A 22,902-nucleotide genomic window follows, 5' to 3' on the forward strand; every position below is an offset into this window, starting at 1 on the left:
GTCTAGCCGAGTCAAGCCGAACGGATTGGCTTTTGTCTACAGTTTACCGAGCGCAGGGGCCAGTACCAGGGGCAGTCGGACCCGTCACAGCGACAGCGCGCCTCACGGACAGCGCACGACCTGCCCCGCGTACGACAGGTTCCCCCCGAACCCGAACAGCAGCACCGGGTCCCCCTTGGAGATCTCGCCGCGCTCCACCAGCTTGGACAGGGCGAGCGGCACCGACGCGGCCGAGGTGTTGCCGGAGTCCACGACATCGCGGGCGACGACCGCGTTGACCGCGCCGATCCGGTCGGCGAGGGGCTCGACGATGCGCAGGTTGGCCTGGTGCAGGACGACCGCCGCGAGGTCGGCGGGGACCAGGCCGGAGCGTTCGCAGGCCGCGCGGGCCAGCGGGGGCAGCCGCGTGGTGGCCCAGCGGTAGACGCTCTGCCCCTCCTGCGCGAACCGCGGCGGCGTGCCCTCGATGCGCACCGCGTGCCCCATCTCCGGCACCGAGCCCCACAGGACCGGACCGATCCCGGGCTCCTCCCCCTCGGCGCACGGCTCGACGACGGCCGCGCCCGCCCCGTCGCCGACGAGCACGCACGTCGTGCGGTCGGTCCAGTCCGTGACGTCGGACATCTTGTCGGCGCCGATGACGAGCGCGCGGCTCGCCGCCCCCGCCCGGACGGCGTGGTCGGCGGTGGCGAGCGCGTGCGTGAAGCCCGCGCAGACGACGTTGACGTCCATCGCGGCGGGCGAGGCGAGACCGAGGCGGGCGGCGACCCGCGCGGCCATGTTCGGCGAACGGTCGATGGCCGTGGACGTGGCGACGACGACCAGGTCCACGGACGACGGCGCGCTGCCCGCGGAGGCGAGCGCCTTGGCGGCGGCGTGCGCGGCGAGCTCGTCGACCGGCTCCTCGGGACCGCCGATGTGGCGGGTGCGGATGCCCACCCGGGAGCGGATCCACTCGTCGCTGGTGTCGACCATGCCCGTCAAGTCGTCGTTCGTGAGCACCTTGGCGGGCTGGTAGTGGCCGACGGCGGCGATGCGTGAGCCGGGCATGGGTGGATCCCCTCGTGGTGCAGGCAGTGCGGGACGTACGCGAAGTGCGTGACCGTCCAGTCTGCTCAGCGACTCACGGGTAACAGGTGACGTAATGCGACAGGAATGGGGCGTCCGCTTTGGATGCTTCGCCACATCGTGTCACCCGGTGAAGAGCTGTTTGGCCTTGTGTACGAGTTCGTAGAGGCCGTAGGCCAGGGGCAGCCCCACCCACAGCCAGGCACCGACGATCAAGGGGCGACGCCTCGGCGGGGTCTCACTTGGCCGCGGGCTCGGCGGCGTCGGCTGCGTCGGCTGCGTCGTCATCGGACGGCTCCTTCGGTGCGCTGATGTGGTGGCGGGCGTGGACCGGACGTACCAGCTCGTTGGCGACGAAGCCGATGGCGAGCAGGCCGATCATGATGGAGAGGGAAACGCCGTAGAGGCCGGGGCCGTGCTTGCCCGCCTCCTCCTGGCGGTCGGCCACCCAGTTCACGATCAGCGGGCCGAGCACCCCGGCGAGCGACCAGGCGGTGAGCAGCCTGCCGTGGATCGCGCCGACCTGGTAGGTGCCGAAGAGGTCCTTCAGGTAGGCCGGGATCGTCGCGAAGCCGCCGCCGTAGAAGGAGAGGATGACGAGGGCGCAGACGATGAACAGGGGCTTGGAGTCGTCGCCGAAGCGGGCGATGAGCAGGTACATGAGCGCACCCGCGCCCAGGTAGAGGCGGTAGACGTTCTTGCGGCCCACGAGGTCCGACGCGGACGACCAGCCGATGCGGCCCGCCATGTTCGCCGCCGAGAGCAGCGCGACGAAGCCCGCGGCTGCGGACGCCGAGACGGGCGTCGAGGTGTCCGCGAAGAAGTCGGTGATCATCGGGGCGGCCTTCTCCAGGATGCCGATGCCAGCGGTCACGTTCATGCACAGGACCACCCACAGGCACCAGAACTGCGGGGTGCGCACGGCCTGCCGCGCCGACACCTGCGGCCCCTCCAGCGGCGCCGGAGCCCCGGGGACGCGCGCGCCCCGCGACCTCGGCACCCGCACCAGGACCACACCGAGCGCCATGAACACCGCGTACGTCAGGCCGTGCACCAGGAACGCGAGCGCGATGCCGGAGGAGTCGGAGCCGAACGTCTCCAGCATCTGCGCCGACCACGGCGAGGCGATCAGCGCGCCACCGCCGAAGCCCATGATCGCGATGCCGGTGGCCATGCCAGGGCGGTCGGGGAACCACTTGATGAGCGTGGACACCGGGGAGATGTAGCCGATGCCGAGCCCGATGCCGCCGACGAAGCCGTAGCCGAGGACGATCAGCCAGTACTGGCTGATCGCGGCGCCGAGCGCGGCGATCAGGAAGCCGGAGGAGAAGCAGACGAGCGCGACGGACATCGCCCAGCGCGGCCCGTTGCGCTCCACGAGGGTGCCGCCGAACGCGGCGGACAGGCCGAGCATGACGATGCCGAGCTGGAACGGCAGCGCGCTCTGGGTGCCGCTGAGGTCGAGCGCCGACTCCAGGGGCGGTTTGAACACACTCCAGGCGTAGGCCTGGCCGATCGAGAGATGCACTGACAGAGCGGCGGGCGGCACGAGCCAGCGGGTCCAGCCGGGTGGCGCTACGGGGGGCCTCATGATCCCGAACGGTAGGAATCCAGGAGGCTGTTGGGAAGGGGGTGGACAGGGATGGGGCGGCGGCATGCCATGTTCGGGTACGCGGTCGGGCTACGGGTCCGCCTCCCCTTCATCCCCGCCGAACGCCCCCTCCGCGAGTGCCGCCCGCCGCAGGTGCTCGCCCAGCGCCAGTCCCGCCGTCGACGCGGATCCCTCCGTGACGCCCCGGGCCAGCAGGTGGCGGCGGCGCGCCCAGGGCTCCCGCAGCGCGGCCACGTCGAGGGCTTGGCGGGGGTCGACAGCGCGGCGCGGCACGACGGCGCGGCCGACGCCGGCGGCGGCGAGGGAGACGAGGACGCCGAGGTCGGACGCGGTGGTGCGGTGGCGTACGACCGGGGCGTGCGGGCCGAGGTGGCTCTCGATCCAGCGGCGCAGCGAGGAGCCCGCGTCGAGGCCGACGAGCGGGTGCTCGGCGACCTCGTCGTAGGTCAGCGCGGCGCGTCCGGCGAGCGCCCCGCCCGCCTGGCCGATGACCACCAGCGAGTCGTCCCCGAGGGGTTCGGTGACCAGGCCGCAGTCGCGGGCCTCGTCGTCGACCACGACGCCCAGGTCCGCCTCGCCGTCGGCCAGGCGCCGCAGGGTCTGCGGGGTGCGGTGCTCGGACACCCTGACGTCGACGTCCGGGTGGGCGCCGAGGAACGTGACGAGGGCCTGCGGGACGAGCCGGTAGCGCGCGGAGCCGCCGCAGAGCAGGGTCAGCGGGGCGGCCGGGGCCCGGGTGTAGCTCGCGACGGCGCTGTCGAGCCGGGCTGTCTGGGCCAGGACCTCGCGCGCGTGCCGGGCCAGGGTCGCGCCCGCGGGGGTGGGCCGCACGCCCCTTCTGCCGCGGATCAGGAGCGCCACCCCTGCGTGGTGTTCGAGGGCGCGCACCCGGGCGCTGGCCGAGGGCAGGCTCAGGTGCACACGGCGGGCGCCCGCCGTGATGGAGCCCTCCGTCACGATCCCGAGGAAGAGCCGCAGATCGTCCAGGTCGTAGCGCACTCTCGTCAGCCTATGTCAGGGCCTTAGGCTGGGTACGCGGATCACGCATTGTGGGCGGACCGCTCGGGGGCCGATGCTCGGCAGATGTCCGAGACGCTGTGGGTGCTGCTCGCCGGGGTCGCCGCCGGCGCTCTGAACGCGCTGGGCGGCGGGGGCACGTTCGTGGCGCTGCCCGCGCTGGTCGCGGCCGGGGTGACGGCGAACGCGTCCGCGACCGTCGCCCTCGTGCCGGGATCGGTGGCGGGCGCCTGGGTCTACCGGCGTGAACTCGGCCCGGTCGGAGCGGTGTCCACGCGGGCCCTCACCGGTGTGAGCCTGCTCGGCGGCGGCCTCGGCGCCGGACTCCTCCTCGGGCTGCCCGCGGCGTCGTTCGAGGCGGCGGTGCCGTGGCTCCTCGCCTTCGCCACGGTGCTCCTGGCCTGCGGCCGCCGTGTCCTCGACGGCTTGAGCAGGGGATCCGGGGGCCCGGTCGTCCTGGGCCCCCGGGCCGTGCTCGCCGCGCAGTTCGCCCTCGCGGTGTACGGCGGATACTTCGGCGGGGCCGTAGGCATCATGATGCTGGCCCTGTGGAGCGTGGGCCTGGGACTCGATGCCGCGGCGGGCAACCCGATGCGGATCGCGCAGGTCGCCGCGGTGTACCTGAGCGCTACGGCGCTGTTCCTCGTGGCCTCGGACGCCCTGGACACCCCGCTGATCCTCGGCGCCCTCCTGACCGGCGCGGTGGCCGGGGGCTTCGGGGGCGCCCACCTGGCGCGGCGCCTTCCGGCACGGCTGCTGCGCGGCATCGTGCTGACCACGGCGGTGACGATGACGGTCCTGTACTTCGTCCGGGGGTGACGTCATGAGCGCGTGCGACCCGGCGGCCGCCGCACCGTGGACACCGGCGGCCCGCGCCCGTCTGGCCCTGGCCTACGAGGCGTACGAACTGGCCGAACTCGCCTGCGGCGACGTGTCCGACCCGGCGCTCCGCGAACCCGACGGGTGGCGGTCGTACCTGCTCAGGGAGCCGTTGGAGGCGGCGCAGGACCTCGACGACTGGGTTCTGCGGCATCAGGACGGCGACGGCGACCTCGAAGACGCGCCGGTGTCCGGCCCCCTGCTCCGGCCCGCGCCCGACGGCCGGCCGTAAGAGCCGCAAAAACAAGAGGGCAAGGAGAGAAACGCCTCCTTGCCACTCTCAAGGTATAGCGGACGAGGGGGCTTGCGGCAAGGCCCTGGTCGTGGCGCACAATGACCGGCCCAGGCCAGGACCTGCGGAAATCAAGAGTTCACGGCATACGCATGCCTTTGTTTGTTTCATGGGGGATTTCATGGGGAGTTCCATGTTCGACGTGATCGTCGCCGGTGGCGGGCCGACCGGTCTGATGCTGGCCGCTGAACTGCGGCTGCACGGGGTGCGGGTGGCCGTCCTGGAGAAGGAGACGGAGCCGACCCCGCAGTCCCGTGCTCAGGGGCTGCACGTGCGCAGCATCGAGCTGATGGACCAGCGCGGCCTCCTGGAGAAGTTCCTGCCGCTCGGGAAGCGGGTCACGGTCGGCGGCTTCTTCGCGGGTCTCGGCACGGTGTGGCCCGAGGACCTCGACACCGCGCACTCGTACGTCCTCGGCATCCCGCAGGAGATCACCGAGCGGATCCTCACCGAGCGCGCCACCGAGTCGGGCGCGGAGATCCGGCGCGGCTGCGAGGTGGTGGGCCTGAGCCAGGACGAGGACGGGGTGGACGTCGAGCTGGCCGACGGCACGCGGCTGCGCTCGCGCTATCTGGTGGGCTGCGACGGCGGTCGCAGCACGGTGCGCAAACTGCTCGGCGTCGGCTTCCCCGGTGAGCCCGCGCGGGTCGAGACCCTGCTCGGCGCGATGGAGCTCGGCGTGTCGCAGGAGACGCTGACGGAGGTGGTGGCCGAGGTCCGCAAGACCCAGCAGCGGTTCGGCGCGATGCCCATGGGGGACGGCGTGTACCGCGTGATCGTGCCCGCCGACGGGGTGTCCGAGGACCGTACGACTCCGCCGACCCTGGAGGAGTTCAAGCGGCAGCTGCGGGCGTTCGCCGGGACCGACCTGGGGGTGCACTCGCCGCGCTGGCTGTCCCGCTTCGGCGACGCCACGCGGCAGGCCGAGCGCTACCGGGTCGGCCGGGCGCTGCTCGCGGGCGACGCGGCGCACATCCACCCGCCGACCGGCGGGCAGGGCCTCAACCTCGGCATCCAGGACGCGGTCAACCTCGGCTGGAAGCTGGCCGCGGCCGTGCTCGGCTGGGCGCCGGAGGGGCTGCTCGACAGCTACGAAGCCGAACGGCACCCCGTCGCCGCGGACGTCCTCGACAACACCCGCGCGCAGATCCACCTGATGTCCGACGACCCGGGCGCCCTCGCGGTGCGCCGGCTGCTCGCGGAGCTGACGGAGTTCGACGACGTGAACCGGCACCTGATCGAGAAGATCACCGCGATCGGGATCCGCTACGACTTCGGCGCGGGGCACGAGCTGCTCGGCCGGCGGCTGCGGGACGTGGAGTTGAAGCGCGGCCGGCTGTACGGGCTCCTGCACGGCGGCCGCGGGCTGCTGCTCGACCAGACCGGCCGGCTCTCGGTGGCGGGCTGGGCGGACCGGGTCGACCACGTCGTCGACACGAGCGAGGAACTGGACGCCCCCGCCGTGCTGTTGCGTCCGGACGGGCACGTGGCGTGGGCCGGCGAGGACCAGCGGGAACTGGAGCGTCAGTTGCCCACATGGTTCGGGGCCGCCGCGAGCTGACGTCCCCCCGGCGAGAGAGGGCTCGCCCAACCCCTTGCTGCCCCAACTTCCATACTGTAGACAATATTCCATCTACCGTGTGTGGCTTCTCGGCCACGCACGACCAGCGCAGCCTGAGAGCGCTGCCGGTCCGTCGGAACCCTCAACCGAACGGAGCGCGCCATCGTGAAAGTCGCAGTCCTGGGCGCCGGTGCCATCGGCGCCTACGTCGGAGCCGCCCTGCACCGCGCGGGAGCGGACGTCCATCTCGTGGCCCGCGGACCGCACTTGGCGGCCATGCGGCAGTACGGCGTCCGGGTGCTCAGCCCGCGCGGTGACTTCACCGCGCGGGCCCACGCCACCGCCGACCCGGCCGACATCGGCCCCGTCGACTTCGTCTTCCTCGGTCTGAAGGCCACTTCGTACGCGGCGTGCGGGCCGCTCATCGAACCGCTGCTGCACGACCGGACGGCCGTGGTCGCCGCCCAGAACGGCATCCCCTGGTGGTACTTCCACCGCCACGGCGGGCCGCACGACGGGCACCGTCTGGAGAGCGTGGACCCGGGCGGCGCCGTCAGCGCGGTGCTCGCGCCGCGGCGCGCCGTCGGCTGCGTGGTGTACGCGGCGACGGAACTCGCCGAGCCCGGTGTCGTACGGCACTTGGAAGGGACCCGCTTCTCCGTCGGCGAGCCCGACCGCACCCGGTCGGCGCGCTGTCTCGACTTCAGCGCGGCGATGCGCGCGGGCGGCCTGAAGTGCCCGGTGGAGCCGGACGTGCGCGGCGACATCTGGATCAAGCTGCTCGGCAACATCTCCTTCAACCCGATCAGCGCGCTCGCCCGCGCCACCATGCGCGAGATGTGTCTGCACGGCGGCACCCGGCGCGTCATCGAGATCATGATGGCCGAGACCCTGGCCGTCGCCGCGGCCCTCGGCTGCGAGCCGGACATCTCCATCGAGCGGCGGCTCGCGGGCGCCGAGCGCGTCGGCGACCACCGCACCTCCACGCTCCAGGACCTGGAACGCGGCAGACCGCTCGAACTCGACGTGCTGCTCGCCGCCGTCGTGGAACTCGCGGAGATCACCGGCGTGCGCGTGCCCACCCTGCGCACCGTGCACGCCCTCTCGGACCTGCTCGCCCACGGCATGAGGAGCGCCGTAGCGTGACCCAGCCAGACCGCACCCGAACCCGGCCGGACCGTGCCGGGGGCAGCCGCAGGGGCGAGAGCGCCCGCAAGTCGTACACCCGCCTGACACAGCCGCTCGTCCGCGACCGCCGCGACGCCCCGCTGCGCCCCGCCACCTGGGACGAGGCCCTGGCCCGTGCCGCCGACGGCTTCCGGCGCGCCCGCGCCGACCACGGCCCCGACGCCTTCGCGATGCTCTCCTGCGCCCGCGCCACCAACGAGATGAACTACGTGGCGCAGAAGTTCACGCGCGTCGTCATGGGCACCAACAACGTCGACTCCTGCAACCGCACCTGCCACGCCCCGAGCGTCGCGGGCCTGTCCGCCGCCTTCGGCTCCGGCGGCGGCACCTCGTCCTACGAGGAGGTCGAGCACACCGACCTCATCGTGATGTGGGGCTCCAACGCCCGCTTCGCGCACCCGATCTTCTTCCAGCACGTCCTGAAGGGCATCCGGGGCGGCGCGCGGATGTACGCCGTCGACCCGCGCCGCACCTCCACCGCCGAGTGGGCCGAGAGCTGGCTCGGCCCGAACGTGGGCACGGACATCGCCCTCGCGCACGCCGTCGGCCGCGAGATCATCCACGCGGGCCTGCACAACAGGGTCTTCATCGAGCGCGCCACCTCGGGCTTCGACGAGTACGCCGCGCTGGTCGAGCCCTGGACCCTCACCCTCGCCGAGAAGGTCACGGGCGTGCCCGCCGCCGCCGTCCGCGACCTCGCGCACGCCTACGCCACCGCCGAGCGCGCCCAGCTGTGCTGGACGCTCGGCATCACCGAGCACCACAACGGCACCGACAACGTCCGGGCGCTCATCAACCTGGCGCTGCTCACCGGGCACGTGGGCCGCTACGGCTCCGGGGTGCAGCCGCTGCGCGGGCAGAACAACGTGCAGGGCGGCGGCGACATGGGCGCCATCCCCAACCGCCTTCCCGGCTTCCAGGACATCCTCGACGACGGGCACCGGCAGAAGTTCGAACGGGCCTGGGACACCGTCATCCAGCCGCGCTACGGCATGACGCTCACCGACATGTTCGAGGCCATGGAGAGCGGCGAACTGCGCGCGGTGTACTGCATCGGCGAGAACCCCGCCCAGTCGGAGGCCGACAGCGAGCAGGCGGCGCGGCGGCTCGCCGCCCTCGACCACCTGGTGGTGCAGGACATCTTCCTGACGAGGACCGCCGAGATGGCCGACGTGGTGCTGCCCGCCACCGCCGCCTGGGCGGAGACCGACGGCACGACCACCAACAGCGAACGGCGGGTGCAGCGCGTGCGGGCCGCGCTCACGCCGCCCGGCGCGGCCCGCGAGGACATCGACATCATCTGCGAGGTCGCCGCCCGCCTCGGCCACGACTGGAAGTTCGCCGGCGCCCAGGCCGTCTGGGACGAGCTGCGGTCGCTCTCGCCGGACCACTTCGGCATGACGTACGACCGCCTGGACGAGCACCACGGCCTGCAGTGGCCCTGCCCCGACCTCGACCGCCTGCCCGCCGGCTTCCTGCACGGGCGGCTGTGGGAGGCCGACCCGGCCCGGCGCGGGCCGCGCGCCCCCTTCGGAATCGTGCACGACGACCCGCCCGTCGACCTCACCGACGAGTCGTTCCCGCTGCGCCTCACCACGGGCCGGCGCCTCGACTCCTACAACACCGGTGTGCAGAGCGGGAGTTTCGCCTCCCCGCTGCGGCGCGGCGAGTACGTCGAGCTGTGCCCCGAGGACGCCGAACGGTACGGGGTCGTGGTCGGCGAGGAGGTGCGGGTGTCCTCGCGGCGCGGTGCCGTCGTCGCGCCGGTGTGGGTCGACCCCGGCCTGCGGCCCGGGCTCGCCTTCATGACCATGCACTTTCCCGACGAGGTGGACACCAACCAGCTGACGATCGAGGCCCATTGCCCGATCGCGGGGACCGCCGAGTTCAAGGCGTCCGCCATCCGCATCGAGAAGCTGACTGTGGGGAGTTGACGGTACGTGGACCTGCGCTTCGGCGACAGCAAACCGACCGACGAGGAACGGGACGCCGTGGACGCGCTCCTCGGGCCGCCCGAGTCCGCCTGGGAAGGCGCCGACGACCGCTCCGACGCCGATCTTCGCTGGGCCCGGGGCGGGCGGGCCGCCCGGGACCGGCGGGATCTCCTGCTGCCCGGACTGCACGCGCTCAACGACCGCGTGGGGTGGATCAGCGAGGGCGGCCTGGACTACCTGTGCCGACGGCTCACCGTGCCGCCCGCCGAGGCGTACGGGGTCGCCACGTTCTACTCCATGTTCTCGCTGAAGCCGCGGGAGCGGACCGTGGTGCGGGTCTGTACGGATCTCGCGTGTGCGGTACGCGGCGCTGTGCCTTCGGCGGAACGGGGCGGCGCCGTCGCAGGGGTGACCGTCGAGGACAGTCCGTGCCTGGGGCTGTGCGAGCGGGCACCGGCGGTCCTGACGATACGGGCCGGGGCCCCCGGGGCTCCGCCCCGGACCCCGAATCGGCGCTCCGCGCCTCGTCCTCAAGCGCCGGACGGGCTCTCTCCCGCCCACCCCGCCCCGGCGGAGATTTCAGCCCGTCCGGCGTTTGAGGACGAGGCCGAAGGCCGACGGGGGGAGGCCGTTCCCCAAGCGGGCGACCCCGCCCTCATCCTGCTGCGCCGCGTCGGCGTCGTCGACCCGGCCTCCCTGGACGACTACCGCGCCCACGGCGGCTACACGGCGCTGCGCCGAGCGTTCGCGCTCGGCCCGGCGGCCGTGATCCGCGAGGTCACGGACGCGGGCCTGGTGGGCCGGGGCGGCGCCGCGTTCCCGACGGGACGGAAGTGGCAGGCGACGGCGGCGCAGCCGGACCACCCGCACTATCTGGTGTGCAACGCGGACGAGTCGGAGCCGGGCACGTTCAAGGACCGGGTCCTCATGGAGGGCGACCCGTACGCGCTGGTGGAGTCGATGACGATCGCGGCGTACGCGGTGGGGGCCAGGCACGGGTACCTGTACCTGCGCGGCGAGTACCCCCGGGCACGGCGCACCCTGGAGCACGCCATCGGCGAGGCCCGCGCGCGGGGCCTCCTCGGGGAGGACATCCTCGGGCAGGGGTTCTCGTTCGACATCGAGATCCGGCGCGGCGCGGGGGCGTACATCTGCGGTGAGGAGACGGCGCTGTTCAACTCCATCGAGGGGTACCGGGGCGAGCCGCGCTCCAAGCCGCCGTTCCCCGTGGAGAAGGGGCTGTTCGGCAAGCCGACGGCAGAGAACAACGTCGAGACGCTCGTGAACGTGCTGCCCGTCCTCACCCTGGGCGCGGCGGCGTACGCGGCGATCGGCACCCCGAAGTCCACCGGCCCCAAGCTGTTCTGCGTGTCGGGGGCCGTGTCCCGCCCGGGGCTCTACGAGCTGCCGTTCGGCGCCACGCTCGGCGACCTCCTTGGCCTCGCGGGCACGCCGGACACGCTGCGGGCGATCCTGCTCGGCGGCGCGGCGGGCGGCTTCGTGCGGCCCGACGAGCTGGACATCCCGCTGACGTTCGAGGGCACGCGGGAGGCGGGGACGACACTCGGCTCGGGGGTCGTGCTCGCGATCGACGACTCCGTGCCGCTGCCCCGGCTGCTGCTGCGCGTCGCCGAGTTCTTCCGCGACGAGTCCTGCGGGCAGTGCGTGCCGTGCCGGGTGGGCACGGTCCGGCAGGAGGAGGCCCTGCACCGCATCGCCGACCGCAGGGGCGCGGCCGCGGCCGCCGACATCGCGCTCCTGCGCGACGTCGGGCGGGCCATGCGGGACGCCTCGATCTGCGGCCTCGGCCAGGCCGCGTGGAACGCCGTGGAATCCGCCATCGACCGTCTGGGGGCGTACGCATGACCGCCATCCCGCTGCAACCGCCGCGCCGTCTGGTCGAGTTCACGCTCGACGGCGAGCCCGTGCGCGTGCCCGAGGGCGGCACGGTCCTCGACGCCTGCCGGGCGGCGGGCAAGGACGTGCCGACGCTGTGCGAGGGCGACACACTGAAGCCGAAGAACGCCTGCCGGGTGTGCGTCGTGGAGGTCGAGGGGGCCCGTACGCTCGCCCCGGCCTGTTCGCGGCGCGCCGAGCCCGGCATGGAGGTGCGCACGGACACCGAGCGGACCCGGCACAGCCGCCGCCTCGTCCTCGAACTCCTGGCCTCGTCCGTCGACTTGTCGACCACGCCCCGCGTGGCGGCGTGGCTGAAGGAGTACGAGGCGGAGCCGGACCGGTTCGGCCCGGACGCGGCCCGTCTGGGCGAGTCCCCCAGGGTCGACAACGATCTGTACGTGCGCGACTACGACAAGTGCATCCTCTGCTACAAGTGCGTGGACGCGTGCGGCGAGCAGTGGCAGAACAGCTTCGCGATCTCCGTCGTGGGGCGCGGCTTCGACGCCCGCATCGCCGTCGAGCACGACGCGCCGCTGACCGACTCGGCGTGCGTGTACTGCGGCAACTGCGTGGAGGTGTGCCCGACGGGCGCCCTCAGCTTCAAGAGCGAGTTCGACATGCGGGCCGCCGGGACCTGGGACGAGGCCGCGCAGACGCGCACGACGACCGTGTGCGCGTACTGCGGAGTCGGCTGCAACCTCACCCTGCACGTGCAGGACAATGAGATCGTGAAGGTCACCTCGCCGCACGACAGCCCGGTGACCCACGGCAACCTCTGCATCAAGGGCCGCTTCGGCTACCAGCACGTACAGAACCGGGACTGATCGACATGGGACGAGTCACGGAACGCCGCCGCGTCATCCGCATCCGCGACGGCGCGGTCAGCGAGCGGCCGGACACGCTCGTCGCCGAGGAGCCCCTGGAGATCCGCCTCGACGGCAAGCCGCTCGCCATCACGATGCGCACCCCCGGCGACGACTTCGCGCTCGCGGCCGGGTTCCTCGTCAGCGAGGGCGTGCTCGGCTCGGCGGACGAGCTGCGGAACATCGTGTACTGCGCGGGGGCGACGGCGGACGGCGTCAATACGTACAACGTGGTGGACGTGTCGACCGCTCCCGGTGTCGTCCTCCCGGACATCACCCTGGAGCGCAACGTCTACACGACCTCGTCCTGCGGCCTGTGCGGCAAGGCGAGCCTCGACGCGGTGCGCACCACGGCCCGCTGGCCCATCGACGACGAGACCGCGGGCGCTCCCCCGGTCCGGCTGACGCCCGAGCTGCTCGCCCGCCTCCCCGACCGGCTGCGCGCGGCCCAGCGGGTCTTCGACCGGACCGGGGGGCTGCACGCGGCGGCGCTGTTCACCGAGGACGGCGAGCTGATCGACGTGCGTGAGGACGTGGGCCGCCACAACGCCGTCGACAAGCTGGTGGGGCGGGCCCTTCAGGACGGACGGCTGCCGCTGTCCCGCACCGTCCTGATGGTGTCGGGGCGCGCCTCCTTCGAGCTGGCGCAGAAGGCCGTGATGGCGGGCGTCCCGGTGCTCGCCGCGGTGTCCGCGCCGTCGTCGCTCGCCGTCGACCTCGCCGCCGAGACCGGCCTGACCCTGGTCGGCTTCCTGCGCGGCTCCTCCATGAACGTGTACGCGGGCGAGCACCGCCTGGCCCTGCGGACCGCGGCCGCCCGGACCTGACCGGCGCTCCCGCCGCGACACGGCGACGGGGTCCCGGTCCGGCGGGGAGCGCCCCCTGCGCCGGCCGGGCCCCAGCGCCGCCCCGTCCCCGTCCTTTTGCCCCTGCCTCCCGGGCCCACCCGTCGAGCCGGGCAGCCCTCCCCGGCAGCTCACCCGTCGACCCGCGCCACCCTCTCCAGCATGTCCAGGAACGCCTCGCGCTCGGCCGCCGACAGGGGCGCGAGCAGGTCGGCGTTGGCGGCCCGCGCCGCCGTGGCGCACCGGCGGAGCAGGGCGCGCCCTTCGGCGGTGAGGGTGACGGCGTTCTTGCGGCGGTCCCTCGGGTCGGGCGTGCGTTCCACGAGCCCGGCCCCTTGCAGGTCGTTCAGGACGCCGACCAGGTCCTTGGGGTCGAGCTGGATGCCCCGGCCGAGGTCGGCCTGGGCCACCGGGCCGAGGTCGGCGACGGCGGCGAGCACGACGTGGTGCCACATCTTCAGGCCCTCGGCGGCGAGCGCGTCGGCGACCAGCGCGCGGCCGCGGGCGGCGGCCCGGCCGAGCAGCCAGCTGGGGAGGGCGCGGATGGCGGCGGGCGCGGTGGGCGCGGCAGGGGAAGCGGCGGGCGCCGGGGCCGCGGACGTCGGCTGGGTCTCTGGCATGACGTGAGCCTATCCAAGAATCGTTGGACTTCCCCATGAGTTTGCGATTACCGTTGGGACTCCCAACGATTTCACACGACTGCGTGGAGGTGCGGATGCGTCGCGTCCGGTACGAGCGGCAAGGCGGCCCCGAGGTCCTGTTCGTCGAGGAGGCACCGGTCCCCGAGCCAGGCCCGGGCGAACTCCTCGTCCGGGTCGCGGCCGTCGGCGTGACCCTGCCCGTCGTCCGCAAGGTGCGCGAGTGCGCCGCGCCCGTCCCGCTCGGCGGCGAGATCGCGGGCGACGTGGTCCGCACGGGCGACGGCGTGACCGGCTTCGCGCCCGGCGACCGGGTCACGGGCCTGGTCTTCGGACACGGCTACGCGGACTACGCCCTGCTGCACACCGCGATGGCCTCCCCCGTCCCCGACGGCGCGAGCGCGGTCGACGCCGTGGCCCTGGTCCGCAGCGGACTCGTCGCCCGCGGCGCCCTCGATGCCGCCCGCCCCGCCGCGGGCGAGACCGCGCTCATCACGGCGGCGGCGAGCGGCGTCGGCCACCTGGCGGTGCGCCTCGCCGGGCTCCACGGCGCGGCGCGCGTCGTGGGCGCGGTCTCGGATCTCGCGAAGGCCGACTTCGTGCGCGGCCTCGGCGCCGACGACGTCGTCCCTTACGACGCGCCGGACTGGGGCGAGCCCGCCGACTACTGCCTGGACGGGGTGGGCGGGGACCTGCTCGGCCCCGCCGTGGCCGCGCTCGCGCCGCACGGCAGGCTGGTGGCGTACGGCTCGGGCGGCGGCACCCTGTCGGCCTACGATCTCCTCGTCGGGGCCAAGTCGGTGACGGGCTTTCAGACGGGCCTGATCGCGCGGGGCCGGCCCGGGCTGTACGAGCAGTGGCGCCGGGACCTGTGGCGGCTCTTCCACTCGGGTGAGCTGCGGCCCGTCGTGCACGCCGAGTTCGACCTGACGGACGCGGCCGCGGCACACGCGGCAATCGAGTCGCGCGTCAACACCGGAAAAATCGTACTTACCCCGTAATCTGACGCCATCCGCGCCCGGCACCCCGCCGGGATTCCGTTACGCGCACGCTTCTTGTGTTGCTCCAAGGCCCCCAAGTAGCTTCAGTGACGCGCACGTTGGACGTGGGATGTCCGAATGTCCGGTCGACATGAAGGGCCCGCACCATGCCGTCGAGACTCCGTGTACGCCTCAGACCACCCTGGTCCCCCCGGTTGCCCCAGCTCCTGCGATCCCCCAGGCGGCGTACGGTCGCCGCGCTGACCGCCACCGCGCTCACCGCCCTGGCACTGCCGCCCGCGCTCGGCGGCGCGGCGCGGGCCGCGGGCGAGGTGCGGGCTCCGTTCGAGCAGCAGATCCTGTTCAAGGCTTCCCAGGATCCCGGCTACACCTGCTTCCGGATACCAGCGATCGTGAAGACGACGAAGGGAACGCTGCTCGCCTTCGCCGAGGGACGCGTCAACGACTGCAGCGACGCCGGTGACATCGACCTGGTCCTCAAGCGCAGCCACGACGGCGGCAGGACCTGGGGCCCGATGCGGGTCATCAACGAGGGCGGCGGCGACACGCACGGCAACCCCGCGCCCGTCGTCGACCGCGAGACGGGCCGCATCGTGCTCGCCGAGACGTACAACCCGGGCCGCACGGACGGCAAGAACTGCGAGGTGCCGTGCGAGCGCACGCCCCATATGCAGTACAGCGACGACGACGGCCAGACCTGGTCCACGCCGCGGGACCTGAGCGACGAGATCCTGCCCGATTCCTGGAACTCCTGGTACGCCACAGGACCCGTGCACGGCATCCAGCTCAGCAGCGGCCGGCACAAGGGCCGCCTCGTCCTGACCGTCAACGCCGAGTCGTGGAACGGCAGCCGCGTCACCGAGAACCACGCCTCGCTGGTCGTCAGCGACGACGGCGGCGACACCTGGCGCATCGGCGCCACGGACTCGTACCCGATCTCCGCGAGCGACGGCACCTTCCGGCAGAAGCCGTCGGAGATGACCCTCACGGAGCGCGCGGACGGCACGATCTACGTCTCCGGGCGCGAGCAGGACGGCACCGACCTCGGCCACCGCGACCACGTCGTGAGCCGGGACGGCGGTGAGAGCTTCACCGGCTCCTTCGAGGCGAGCCCCGACCTGTACACCCCGCAGGTGCAGGGCTCCACGCTCCGCTTCGGCGGCCGGCTGCTGCTCGCCGCCCCCGGCGACCCGGACCGGCGCCGCACCATGACGGTCCGCTCCTCCTACGACGGCGGCCGCACCTGGGACAGCTTCGACCGCTCCACCGTCGTCACCACCGACTGGTCCGGCTACTCGGACATGGTGGCCGTCGACGACGAGCGGGTGGGCCTGATGTACGAGGGCGGTGCGGTCGACGCCCGCGACGAGATCCGCTTCGCGCGCTTCACCGAGGAGTGGCTGAAGCCGCGCCGCGGCCCCGACCCGCGCACCAGCGACTGGGCGCCGGGCGCCCGGGACGCGGCGGTGCTCGGTGGCGCCCGCCCCACGGAGGGCGTGTTCGGCGGCCAGGCGCTCGCCTTCGACGGCGTCGACGACGCCGTACGGCTGCCGTACAGCCCCCGGCTCCCGCTGCACAGCCGCGACTTCACGGCCTCGCTGTGGTTCCGCTACTCGGCGACGAGCGGTGAGCAGCCGCTGTTGTGGATGGGCGGTGTCGGCACCGGCCAGCCGCAGGTGTGGCTGCGCGGCGAGCCCGCGAACAACCGCGTCACGGGCCTCATCACCACCCGCGACGGCGGCAGCCCGCCCCGCTCGGTGTCCCTGAGCACCGAGGGCGCCCACAACGACGGCCAGTGGCACCACATCGCCCTGCGCCGCGGCGGCGGGGAGCTGTCCCTGTTCCTCGACGGCAAGCGTCTGTCCCGGCCCGACATCCCGGGCAGCGTCAGCCGCAACTCGCCGTTCGGCGTGCACATCGGGCAGCGCATGGACAGCCGGGCCCACTTCACCGGCGCCATCGACCAAGTGGGCGTGTTCGAGCGGGCGCTGAGCGACGAGGAGGTGACGCGGCTCGGCTCCGACCGGGCCCCGTCCGCCGCTGTGAGGTGGAACACCGTGGCCTGGCTGCCCATGGACCGGGTGCGTCCGGGGAACTAGCGTCCCGGGGGTGTCCGCAGCCACACAGCCGCACGCCGCGCCGCCCGCCCCGGGCGGGCCACCGCCGGGCCGGGGCGCGCGCAGGACCTGGATCGTCCTGCTGCTCGCCCTGGCCTGCGCCGCCGTGCTCCTGACCGCTCTCCCGGACGGCGAGGACGACCGGAGGAGCGGTCCGGCGTGCGCGGCCACCACCGTCGCGTCGGCCACGCCCGAGCGGAGGCTCACCGGCGCGTTCGCCTCGTACGGCGACGACGGCGCCCGCACCGACGACTGGACGGGCGGCGACGGCACGCACTCGGTGGAGCTGCCGGACGGGCGGGTGCTCTGGCTGTTCTCCGACACCTTCCTCGGGCAGGTGCACGCGCCGCCCAACCCGCAGGGGCAGCCGCACGCGTGGCGCGACACGAGCGCCCCGATGGTGCGCAACTCCGGTGTGGTGACGGACCGTTCGGGCGCCCTGGAGCGCACGCTCACGACCCCGATGTTCGCCGATCCGGCGCCGGGACAGTGGCGCTGGCCGGTCGCCGCGAAGGTCGAGCCGCGCTCGCCGGGCGCCGACGAGGACGTCCTGCGGGTGCTGCTGTGGACCCGCGCGTCGGGCTCGGGCCCGTGGATCTACGGGGTGCCCGCCGCCACGGAGGTCGCCACGCTGTCCCTGCCGGACCTGCGGGTCGAGAACATCACGCAGATCTCGGACCAGCGGGGCGTCGCCGACCCCGAGAAGCGGGTCCTCTACGGCACGACGGCCGTCGACGACGGCGACTGGACGTACGTCTTCGGCGGCACCGACGCGCAGGCCAACGCCCGCCCCTCCTCGCACGCCTACGTCGCCCGCGTCCGCCACGGCGCCCTCGCCGACCCCACCGCCTGGGAGTACTGGGACGGCTCGGACTTCACCCGCGCCGGCAAGCCGCGCCCGGTGCTCGGCAACGGCGACCACAAGGGCGTGGGCAGCGCGTTCACCGTGGTCCGCCGCCAGGGGACGTACGTCCTGCTCACCATGGCCGCGGGCACCGAGGGCCTGAGACACGTCACGTCGTACTGGTCGTGCTCCCCCACCGGACCCTGGCACGGGCCCGCCAAGGCGTTCGCGCCGCCGCTGCCGAAGGACAGCGCGGGCGCCGGGGGCGGCGGCAGCGGCGCGGGCGCGCCGGACACGGCGGCCGCGGCGCCCTACAACCCGCAGGCCCACCCGGCCGTGAGCGGTGCCGGGCGCCTAGTGGTGAGCTACGACGTCAACTGGCTGGACCCGGCGGCGGCGAACGCGCAGGCCCACGTCAACCGGAACGTGGAGCTGTACCGGCCGCGGTTCGTGTCGCTGCGCTTCCAGCGCGAGAGCTGACCGGCCCGGCCCCGGCGTCCACGGCGCGCGCCTCGACGGCCTCCGGGTCGTGGGAGCGGCGCTTGGCGATCACCGCGCCGACCATGAGCTGCATCTGGTGGAAGAGCATCAGCGGCAGGACCGCGAGCGAGGCCTGGGCGCCGAACAGCACGCTGGCCATGGGCAGCCCGGCGGCCAGGGACTTCTTCGACCCCGCGAACTGGATCGCGATCCGGTCGGCCCGCCCGAACCCGAGCCTCTTCGCGCCGTACCAGGTCAGCGAGAGCATCACGGCGAGCAGGACCGCCTCGACACCGAGCAGCGCGCCGAGCCGGGCCGGGGTGATCTGGTTCCAGACGCCCTCGACCATGCCCTGGCTGAACGCGGTGTAGACGACGAGCAGGATCGAGCCGCGGTCGACGAAGGAGAGCACCTTCTTGTTGCGGGCGATGAAGGAGCCCACCCAGCGGCGCAGCGACTGACCCGCGAGGAACGGCACGAGCAGTTGCAGCACGATCTTCAGGAGCGAGTCCGCGGAGAACCCGCCCGCGCTGTTCCCGAGCAGCCAGGCCGCGAGCAGGGGCGTGAGCACGATGCCGGCGAGCGAGGAGAACGAGCCCGCGCAGATGGCCGCGGGGACGTTGCCGCGTGCCATCGACGTGAACGCGATGGACGACTGGATCGTCGAGGGCACCAGCGTCAGGAACAGCAGGCCGCTGTAGAGCGCGGGCGTCAGGACGTACGGGACCAGGCCCTTGGCGGCCAGGCCGAGCAGCGGGAAGGCCGCGAACGTGCAGAGCAGCACGGTGAGGTGGAGCCGCCAGTGGCGCAGGCCGTCCATCGCCTCACGGGTGGAGAGCCGGGCTCCGTACAGGAAGAACAGCAGCGCGACGGCGGCGGTCGAGACGCCCGAGGCGACGTCGGCGGCGGTGCCGCGGGCGGGCAGGAGCGCGGCGAGTCCCACGGTGCCGAGCAGTGCCGCGATGTACGGGTCGATCGGCATCCAGGACGGCCAGGACGGGCGTTTCACAGTGCTCCATGCGCTCGGGTCCGCACGGGGCGGTGCGGCCCCCGTGCTCTTCGTCGTACGCCCCGCCCGCTCGGGGCGGCACGTGCCCTCTCCATGCTCCTCCACCCGGCCGCGATCGGGAATCCCGTACACCGCTCTGACTGTCATCACGTTCCGCGATAGCCTGGAGGGGTGTACGACCCCGTTCAGCTGCGTACGTTCCTCGCGGTGGCCCAGACGCTCAGCTTCACGCAGGCCGCGCGCCGTCTCGGCCTGCGCCAGTCGACGGTGAGCCAGCACGTGCGGCGCCTGGAGGACGCGACGGGGCGGCCGCTGTTCACGCGGGACACCCACAGCGTGGAGCTGACGGAGGCCGGTGAGGCGATGCTCGGCTTCGCCCGCCGCATCCTGGAGGCACACGAGCGGGCCGCCGCGTACTTCACCGGGGCGCGCCCCGGCGGGCGGCTGCGCTTCGGCGCGTCGGAGGACTTCGTCCTGACCCGGCTCACCGACATCCTGGAGTCCTTCCGGCGCGGGCACCCGGAGGTCGACCTGGAGCTGACCGTCGAACTGTCCGGCACGCTGCACGAGCGCCTCGACGCGGGCAAGCTCGACCTGGTCCTCGCCAAGCGCCGCCCCGGTGACCCGCGCGGCGAACTGGTCTGGCACGACGACCTGGTGTGGATCGGCGCGCCCCGGCTCCGCCTCGACCCCGGCCTGCCGGTGCCCCTCATCGTGTACCCGCCACCGGGCATCACCCGCGCTCTCGCCCTGGAGTCCCTGGAGCGCAGCGGCCGCCCCTGGCGCGTGGCCTGCACCAGCGGCAGCCTCAACGGCCTGGTGGCGGCGGCCCGCGCGGGCCTCGGCGTGATGGCCCACTCCCGCGGCCTGATCCCCCAGGGCCTGACCCGGCTCCCGGACCGGGCGGGCCTGCCCGAGCTGGGCGCGGTGGACTTCGTGCTGCGGCACGGCGAGCGGGGAGCGGCTGCGCGGGGGGCGGCGGACGCGTTGGCGGCGGCGATCCTGGCGGGCGGGACGTTGCGGACCAGGCCTAGCGGCCCGGGCGGTACGTCAGCTGCTTGACGCGGCGCAGGAACGGCGCCGTCTCCACGTGCTGGACGCCGTCCAACTGCCCCAGCCTGCCGCTGATGTAGCCGTAGAGACCCGCCGTGTCAGGGGCGACGGCTGTCGCGACCAGGTTCGAGGGTCCCGCCGTCGCCGAGGCGAAGGCGATCTCGAAGTGACCGGCGAGCGCCTCCCCCACGGAGTGCAGCGCGCCGGGCGCTGCGGTGATCCACAGGATCGCGGCCGTGTGGAAGCCCAGCATCTCCGGGCTGTACTCGATGTCGACAAAGACACCTCCCGAGTCCAGGAGCGCCGCGAGCCGCCGCTTCACGGCCGACTCGGACAGGCCGGTGGCGCGCTGGAGTTGGGGACAGGTGGCGCGCCCGTCCGCTTCGAGGGCCTTCACCAGGGCTTCGTCCTGCGGTGCGATGCGCGCCGGGCCCCGGCCGGGCCGTGGGTGGTCCGGGGTGAGGGCGGCGCGCTGCTCCTCGGTCAGCGGCGCGAGCTTGCCGAGCCAGCCGCGCGGGCCCCCGAAGAAGCTGTGCAGGAGCTGGTGCGCGCGGATCTCGACGATGCTCGGGGTGCGCGGCAACTTGCCGAGCAGCAGGTCCTCGCGGTCGCCGGGGGTACGCGGCCGGGTCAGGCAGACCACCTCGGTGCCGCCGGAGGTCAGGCCCACCCAGAAGGTGTCCGGGCGCCGGGCCAGCGCGTTCGCGATGGTGGTGGCGCCGTCGGGGGCGCAGCGCAGGCGCAGGATCCAGTGGTCGCGGCCCAGGCGTTCGGCGTTGCGCATGCCGACCACGCGCAGGCCGCCGTCGGCGGTCAGCCGCCGGTAGCGGCGGGCGATGGTCTGGTCGGAGACGCCGAGCACCTTCGCGATCTTGCTGAAGGACGCCCGGCCGTCGGTCTCCAGGGCCTGGAGCAGCTTCAGGTCCAGCTCGTCCACGGAGCCCGGGGTGTGGCTTTCCATCCGCTGCCGCCTCTTCGATGTCGGATTCGGACGCCCCACGTCTGACAGCCACCGCGATAGTCCGCTCGCGGTGGATCGTACGACGTCGAACGAAGCACCTCACAACGTTGCTGGGAGAACGAAGATGCGCGCATGGGGGCCGCTGACCGCGGTGTGCCTGGGCACATTCATGCTGTTGCTGGACGTGACGATCGTGGTGGTGGCGCTGCCCGACATGGCGCGGGCGCTCGACGCGTCGCTGAGCGATCTGCAGTGGGTCATCGACGGCTACGCGCTCGCGCTCGCCGCGCTGCTGCTCGGCGTCGGCGCCGCCGCCGACGTCCTGGGGCACCGACGGACACAGGTCGCGGGCACCGTCGTGTTCGCCCTCGCCTCGCTGGGCTGCGGGCTGGCGTCGAACGCGGAGGTCCTGGTGGCGGCGCGGGCCGTGCAGGGGCTCGGCGCCGCGGCGATGTTCGCGACGACGCTGCCGCTGCTCGGGGCCGCCTACCAGGGCAAGCGGCGCTCGATGGCGCTCGGCGTGTGGGGCGCGGTCAGCGGCGGTGCCGCAGCGCTCGGGCCGGTCTTCGGCGGGCTGCTCACGGAGGGCCCCGGCTGGCGGTGGATCTTCTTCGTGAACCTGCCGGTGAGCGTGGCCGCGGTGTGGCTGACCCTGCGGATGGTGCCGGAGTCGGCCCGGTCGAAGGGGTCCGCGACTCGCCGCGTGGACTGGGCGGGCACGGTGACCTTCGCGCTGTTCGCGGGGGCGCTCACGTTCGGGGCGGTGCGGGCCTCCGCCGAGGGCTGGACGTCGGCGCGCACCGGTGCGACCTTCGCGGTGGCGGCGCTCGCGCTGATCGCGTTCGTGGCCGTCGAGCGCCGCGTCGCGCACCCGCTGATCGACCTGCGGCTGCTGCGCAAGCCCGCGTTCACGGGCGTCCTGATCGGCGCGATCGGCTACAACGCGGCGGCGTTCGGCGTCATCCCCTACCTCTCGATCTGGCTGCAGACGGTGCTCGGCATGAGCCCGGTGCGCGGCAGCCTGGTCCTGCTCCCGCTCGCTGCCACGTCGTTCGTGGTGGCGGCCCTCGGCGGCCGGCTGCTGCACGGCGCGCCCGCGCGGTACGTCATCGGCTGCGGGCTGCTTCTGATCGGCGCGGGCGGCCTGGCGATGGCCGTGCTCGACGCCGGGTCGTCGTGGCGCGCCCTGGTGCCGGGGCTGACGCTGGCGGGCATCGGGACGGGCCTGGTCTCGCCGGGGCTCGCGGGGGCGGCGCTCGCCGCGGTGCCGCAGCGGAACGCGGGGATGGCCGGTGGCGCGGTGAACACGTTCCGGCAGCTCGGGTACGCCCTCGGCGTGGCGGTGTTCGGCACGGTCCTGACGTCCCGGATGGGGGACGCGATCGGGCAGGACGCGGCGCACACGGCCGCCGGGGGCGGCGCGTCCGCGCTGACCGGCCGGGTGGCCGCGCACGACGTACGGGAGGCCTTCGCCGCCGGGCTCAACGGGGCGTCCCTGACGGCCGGTGCGGTGGGGGTCGCGGCGGGCCTCGCGGTCCTCCTCATGGTCCGGACCAAACCCGGACGCCCCGCAGGTCAGGCCCTGTCGGCGGCCGCGGAGCCCGCTCCCGTGAAGCAGCTCCAGGGGTAATCGCCCGGTAC

At 73.6% G+C, this 22,902-nt stretch carries 20 protein-coding genes; 13 read left to right on the forward strand and 7 right to left on the reverse strand.

Annotated features, from left to right (window positions below):
* Positions 1 to 102 precede the first annotated feature (102 nt).
* From QUY26_RS06485 to QUY26_RS06495, 4 genes are all read right to left on the reverse strand, one after another.
* Positions 103 to 1,050 (reverse strand): beta-ketoacyl-ACP synthase III, encoded by a 948-nt coding sequence (locus QUY26_RS06485; RefSeq protein WP_289944160.1) that lies wholly within the window; start codon positions 1,048 to 1,050, stop codon positions 103 to 105.
* Positions 1,051 to 1,191: 141 nt separating this feature from the next.
* Positions 1,192 to 1,356 (reverse strand): MFS transporter small subunit, encoded by a 165-nt coding sequence (locus tag QUY26_RS41120; RefSeq protein ID WP_436840274.1) that lies wholly within the window; start codon positions 1,354 to 1,356, stop codon positions 1,192 to 1,194.
* Positions 1,307 to 2,659, reverse strand: coding sequence for an OFA family MFS transporter (locus QUY26_RS06490; protein WP_289944161.1), 1,353 nt, complete (start codon positions 2,657 to 2,659; stop codon positions 1,307 to 1,309). Before QUY26_RS06490 ends, QUY26_RS41120 begins: the two co-directional genes overlap by 50 nt.
* A 90-nt stretch (positions 2,660 to 2,749) precedes the next feature.
* On the reverse strand, positions 2,750 to 3,679 hold the full coding sequence (locus QUY26_RS06495) for a LysR family transcriptional regulator (protein WP_289944162.1): 930 nt from the start codon (positions 3,677 to 3,679) through the stop codon (positions 2,750 to 2,752).
* Between the two features lie 84 nt (positions 3,680 to 3,763).
* Here QUY26_RS06495 and QUY26_RS06500 point away from each other — a divergent pair, with 84 nt between their 5' ends.
* From QUY26_RS06500 to fdhD, 8 genes are all read left to right on the forward strand, one after another.
* Positions 3,764 to 4,516, forward strand: a complete 753-nt coding sequence (locus tag QUY26_RS06500) for a sulfite exporter TauE/SafE family protein (protein ID WP_289944163.1) — start codon at positions 3,764 to 3,766, stop codon at positions 4,514 to 4,516.
* A 4-nt stretch (positions 4,517 to 4,520) separates the two neighbouring features.
* Positions 4,521 to 4,808 carry a hypothetical protein gene (locus QUY26_RS06505; protein ID WP_289944164.1) on the forward strand — a complete coding sequence of 96 codons (288 nt, stop codon included), beginning with the start codon at positions 4,521 to 4,523 and terminating at the stop codon, positions 4,806 to 4,808.
* A gap of 193 nt (positions 4,809 to 5,001) precedes the next feature.
* Positions 5,002 to 6,429, forward strand: coding sequence for a rifampin monooxygenase (gene rox, locus QUY26_RS06510; protein WP_289955519.1), 1,428 nt, complete (start codon positions 5,002 to 5,004; stop codon positions 6,427 to 6,429).
* 165 nt (positions 6,430 to 6,594) lie between these two features.
* Positions 6,595 to 7,575, forward strand: a complete 981-nt coding sequence (locus QUY26_RS06515) for a 2-dehydropantoate 2-reductase (RefSeq protein WP_289944165.1) — start codon at positions 6,595 to 6,597, stop codon at positions 7,573 to 7,575.
* A complete protein-coding gene (locus QUY26_RS06520) occupies positions 7,572 to 9,551 on the forward strand; it encodes a molybdopterin oxidoreductase family protein (protein WP_436840275.1) in 1,980 nt (659 codons plus the stop codon). Before QUY26_RS06515 ends, QUY26_RS06520 begins: the two co-directional genes overlap by 4 nt.
* Positions 9,552 to 9,557: 6 nt before the next feature.
* Complete coding sequence (locus QUY26_RS06525; RefSeq protein WP_289944166.1) at positions 9,558 to 11,417, forward strand: NADH-ubiquinone oxidoreductase-F iron-sulfur binding region domain-containing protein; 1,860 nt, start codon at positions 9,558 to 9,560, stop codon at positions 11,415 to 11,417.
* A complete protein-coding gene (locus tag QUY26_RS06530; RefSeq protein WP_289944167.1) occupies positions 11,414 to 12,274 on the forward strand; it encodes a 2Fe-2S iron-sulfur cluster-binding protein in 861 nt (286 codons plus the stop codon). The genes QUY26_RS06525 and QUY26_RS06530 overlap by 4 nt, the downstream gene beginning before the upstream one ends.
* A gap of 5 nt (positions 12,275 to 12,279) precedes the next feature.
* Positions 12,280 to 13,140, forward strand: a complete 861-nt coding sequence (fdhD, locus tag QUY26_RS06535) for a formate dehydrogenase accessory sulfurtransferase FdhD (RefSeq protein ID WP_289944168.1) — start codon at positions 12,280 to 12,282, stop codon at positions 13,138 to 13,140.
* 149 nt (positions 13,141 to 13,289) lie between these two features.
* On the opposite strand, the gene QUY26_RS06540 is transcribed toward fdhD, so the two are convergent.
* Entirely contained in the window at positions 13,290 to 13,778 is a 489-nt protein-coding gene (locus tag QUY26_RS06540; RefSeq protein ID WP_289944169.1) for a MarR family winged helix-turn-helix transcriptional regulator, read from the reverse strand.
* A gap of 95 nt (positions 13,779 to 13,873) precedes the next feature.
* On the opposite strand from QUY26_RS06540, the gene QUY26_RS06545 reads away from it, so the two are divergent.
* From QUY26_RS06545 to QUY26_RS06555, 3 genes are all read left to right on the forward strand, one after another.
* Positions 13,874 to 14,797, forward strand: coding sequence for a quinone oxidoreductase family protein (locus tag QUY26_RS06545; RefSeq protein WP_289944170.1), 924 nt, complete (start codon positions 13,874 to 13,876; stop codon positions 14,795 to 14,797).
* Positions 14,798 to 14,943: 146 nt separating this feature from the next.
* Positions 14,944 to 16,896, forward strand: a complete 1,953-nt coding sequence (locus tag QUY26_RS06550; RefSeq protein ID WP_436840276.1) for an exo-alpha-sialidase — start codon at positions 14,944 to 14,946, stop codon at positions 16,894 to 16,896.
* 10 nt (positions 16,897 to 16,906) lie between these two features.
* The gene (locus QUY26_RS06555) at positions 16,907 to 18,238 is read left to right on the forward strand and encodes a hypothetical protein (protein WP_436840277.1); all 1,332 of its coding nucleotides are present in this window, start codon (positions 16,907 to 16,909) and stop codon (positions 18,236 to 18,238) included.
* Here QUY26_RS06555 and QUY26_RS06560 read toward each other — a convergent pair.
* Positions 18,174 to 19,247: a bile acid:sodium symporter family protein gene (locus tag QUY26_RS06560; protein WP_289944172.1), complete on the reverse strand. Its 1,074-nt coding sequence runs from the start codon at positions 19,245 to 19,247 to the stop codon at positions 18,174 to 18,176. The genes QUY26_RS06555 and QUY26_RS06560 overlap by 65 nt on opposite strands.
* Before the next feature lie 171 nt (positions 19,248 to 19,418).
* Between QUY26_RS06560 and QUY26_RS06565 the strand changes: the two genes are divergently transcribed.
* The gene (locus QUY26_RS06565; protein WP_289944173.1) at positions 19,419 to 20,309 is read left to right on the forward strand and encodes a LysR substrate-binding domain-containing protein; all 891 of its coding nucleotides are present in this window, start codon (positions 19,419 to 19,421) and stop codon (positions 20,307 to 20,309) included.
* Here QUY26_RS06565 and QUY26_RS06570 read toward each other — a convergent pair.
* The gene (locus QUY26_RS06570) at positions 20,278 to 21,261 is read right to left on the reverse strand and encodes an Lrp/AsnC family transcriptional regulator (protein WP_289944174.1); all 984 of its coding nucleotides are present in this window, start codon (positions 21,259 to 21,261) and stop codon (positions 20,278 to 20,280) included. The two genes, QUY26_RS06565 and QUY26_RS06570, sit on opposite strands and share 32 nt — an antisense overlap.
* 124 nt (positions 21,262 to 21,385) lie before the next feature.
* Between QUY26_RS06570 and QUY26_RS06575 the strand changes: the two genes are divergently transcribed.
* Positions 21,386 to 22,891 carry an MFS transporter gene (locus QUY26_RS06575; protein WP_289944175.1) on the forward strand — a complete coding sequence of 502 codons (1,506 nt, stop codon included), beginning with the start codon at positions 21,386 to 21,388 and terminating at the stop codon, positions 22,889 to 22,891.
* The last annotated feature ends 11 nt before the right edge of the window (positions 22,892 to 22,902 follow it).

The organism is Streptomyces flavofungini (assembly GCF_030388665.1).
In the GTDB taxonomy this organism is placed as follows: domain Bacteria; phylum Actinomycetota; class Actinomycetes; order Streptomycetales; family Streptomycetaceae; genus Streptomyces; species Streptomyces flavofungini_A.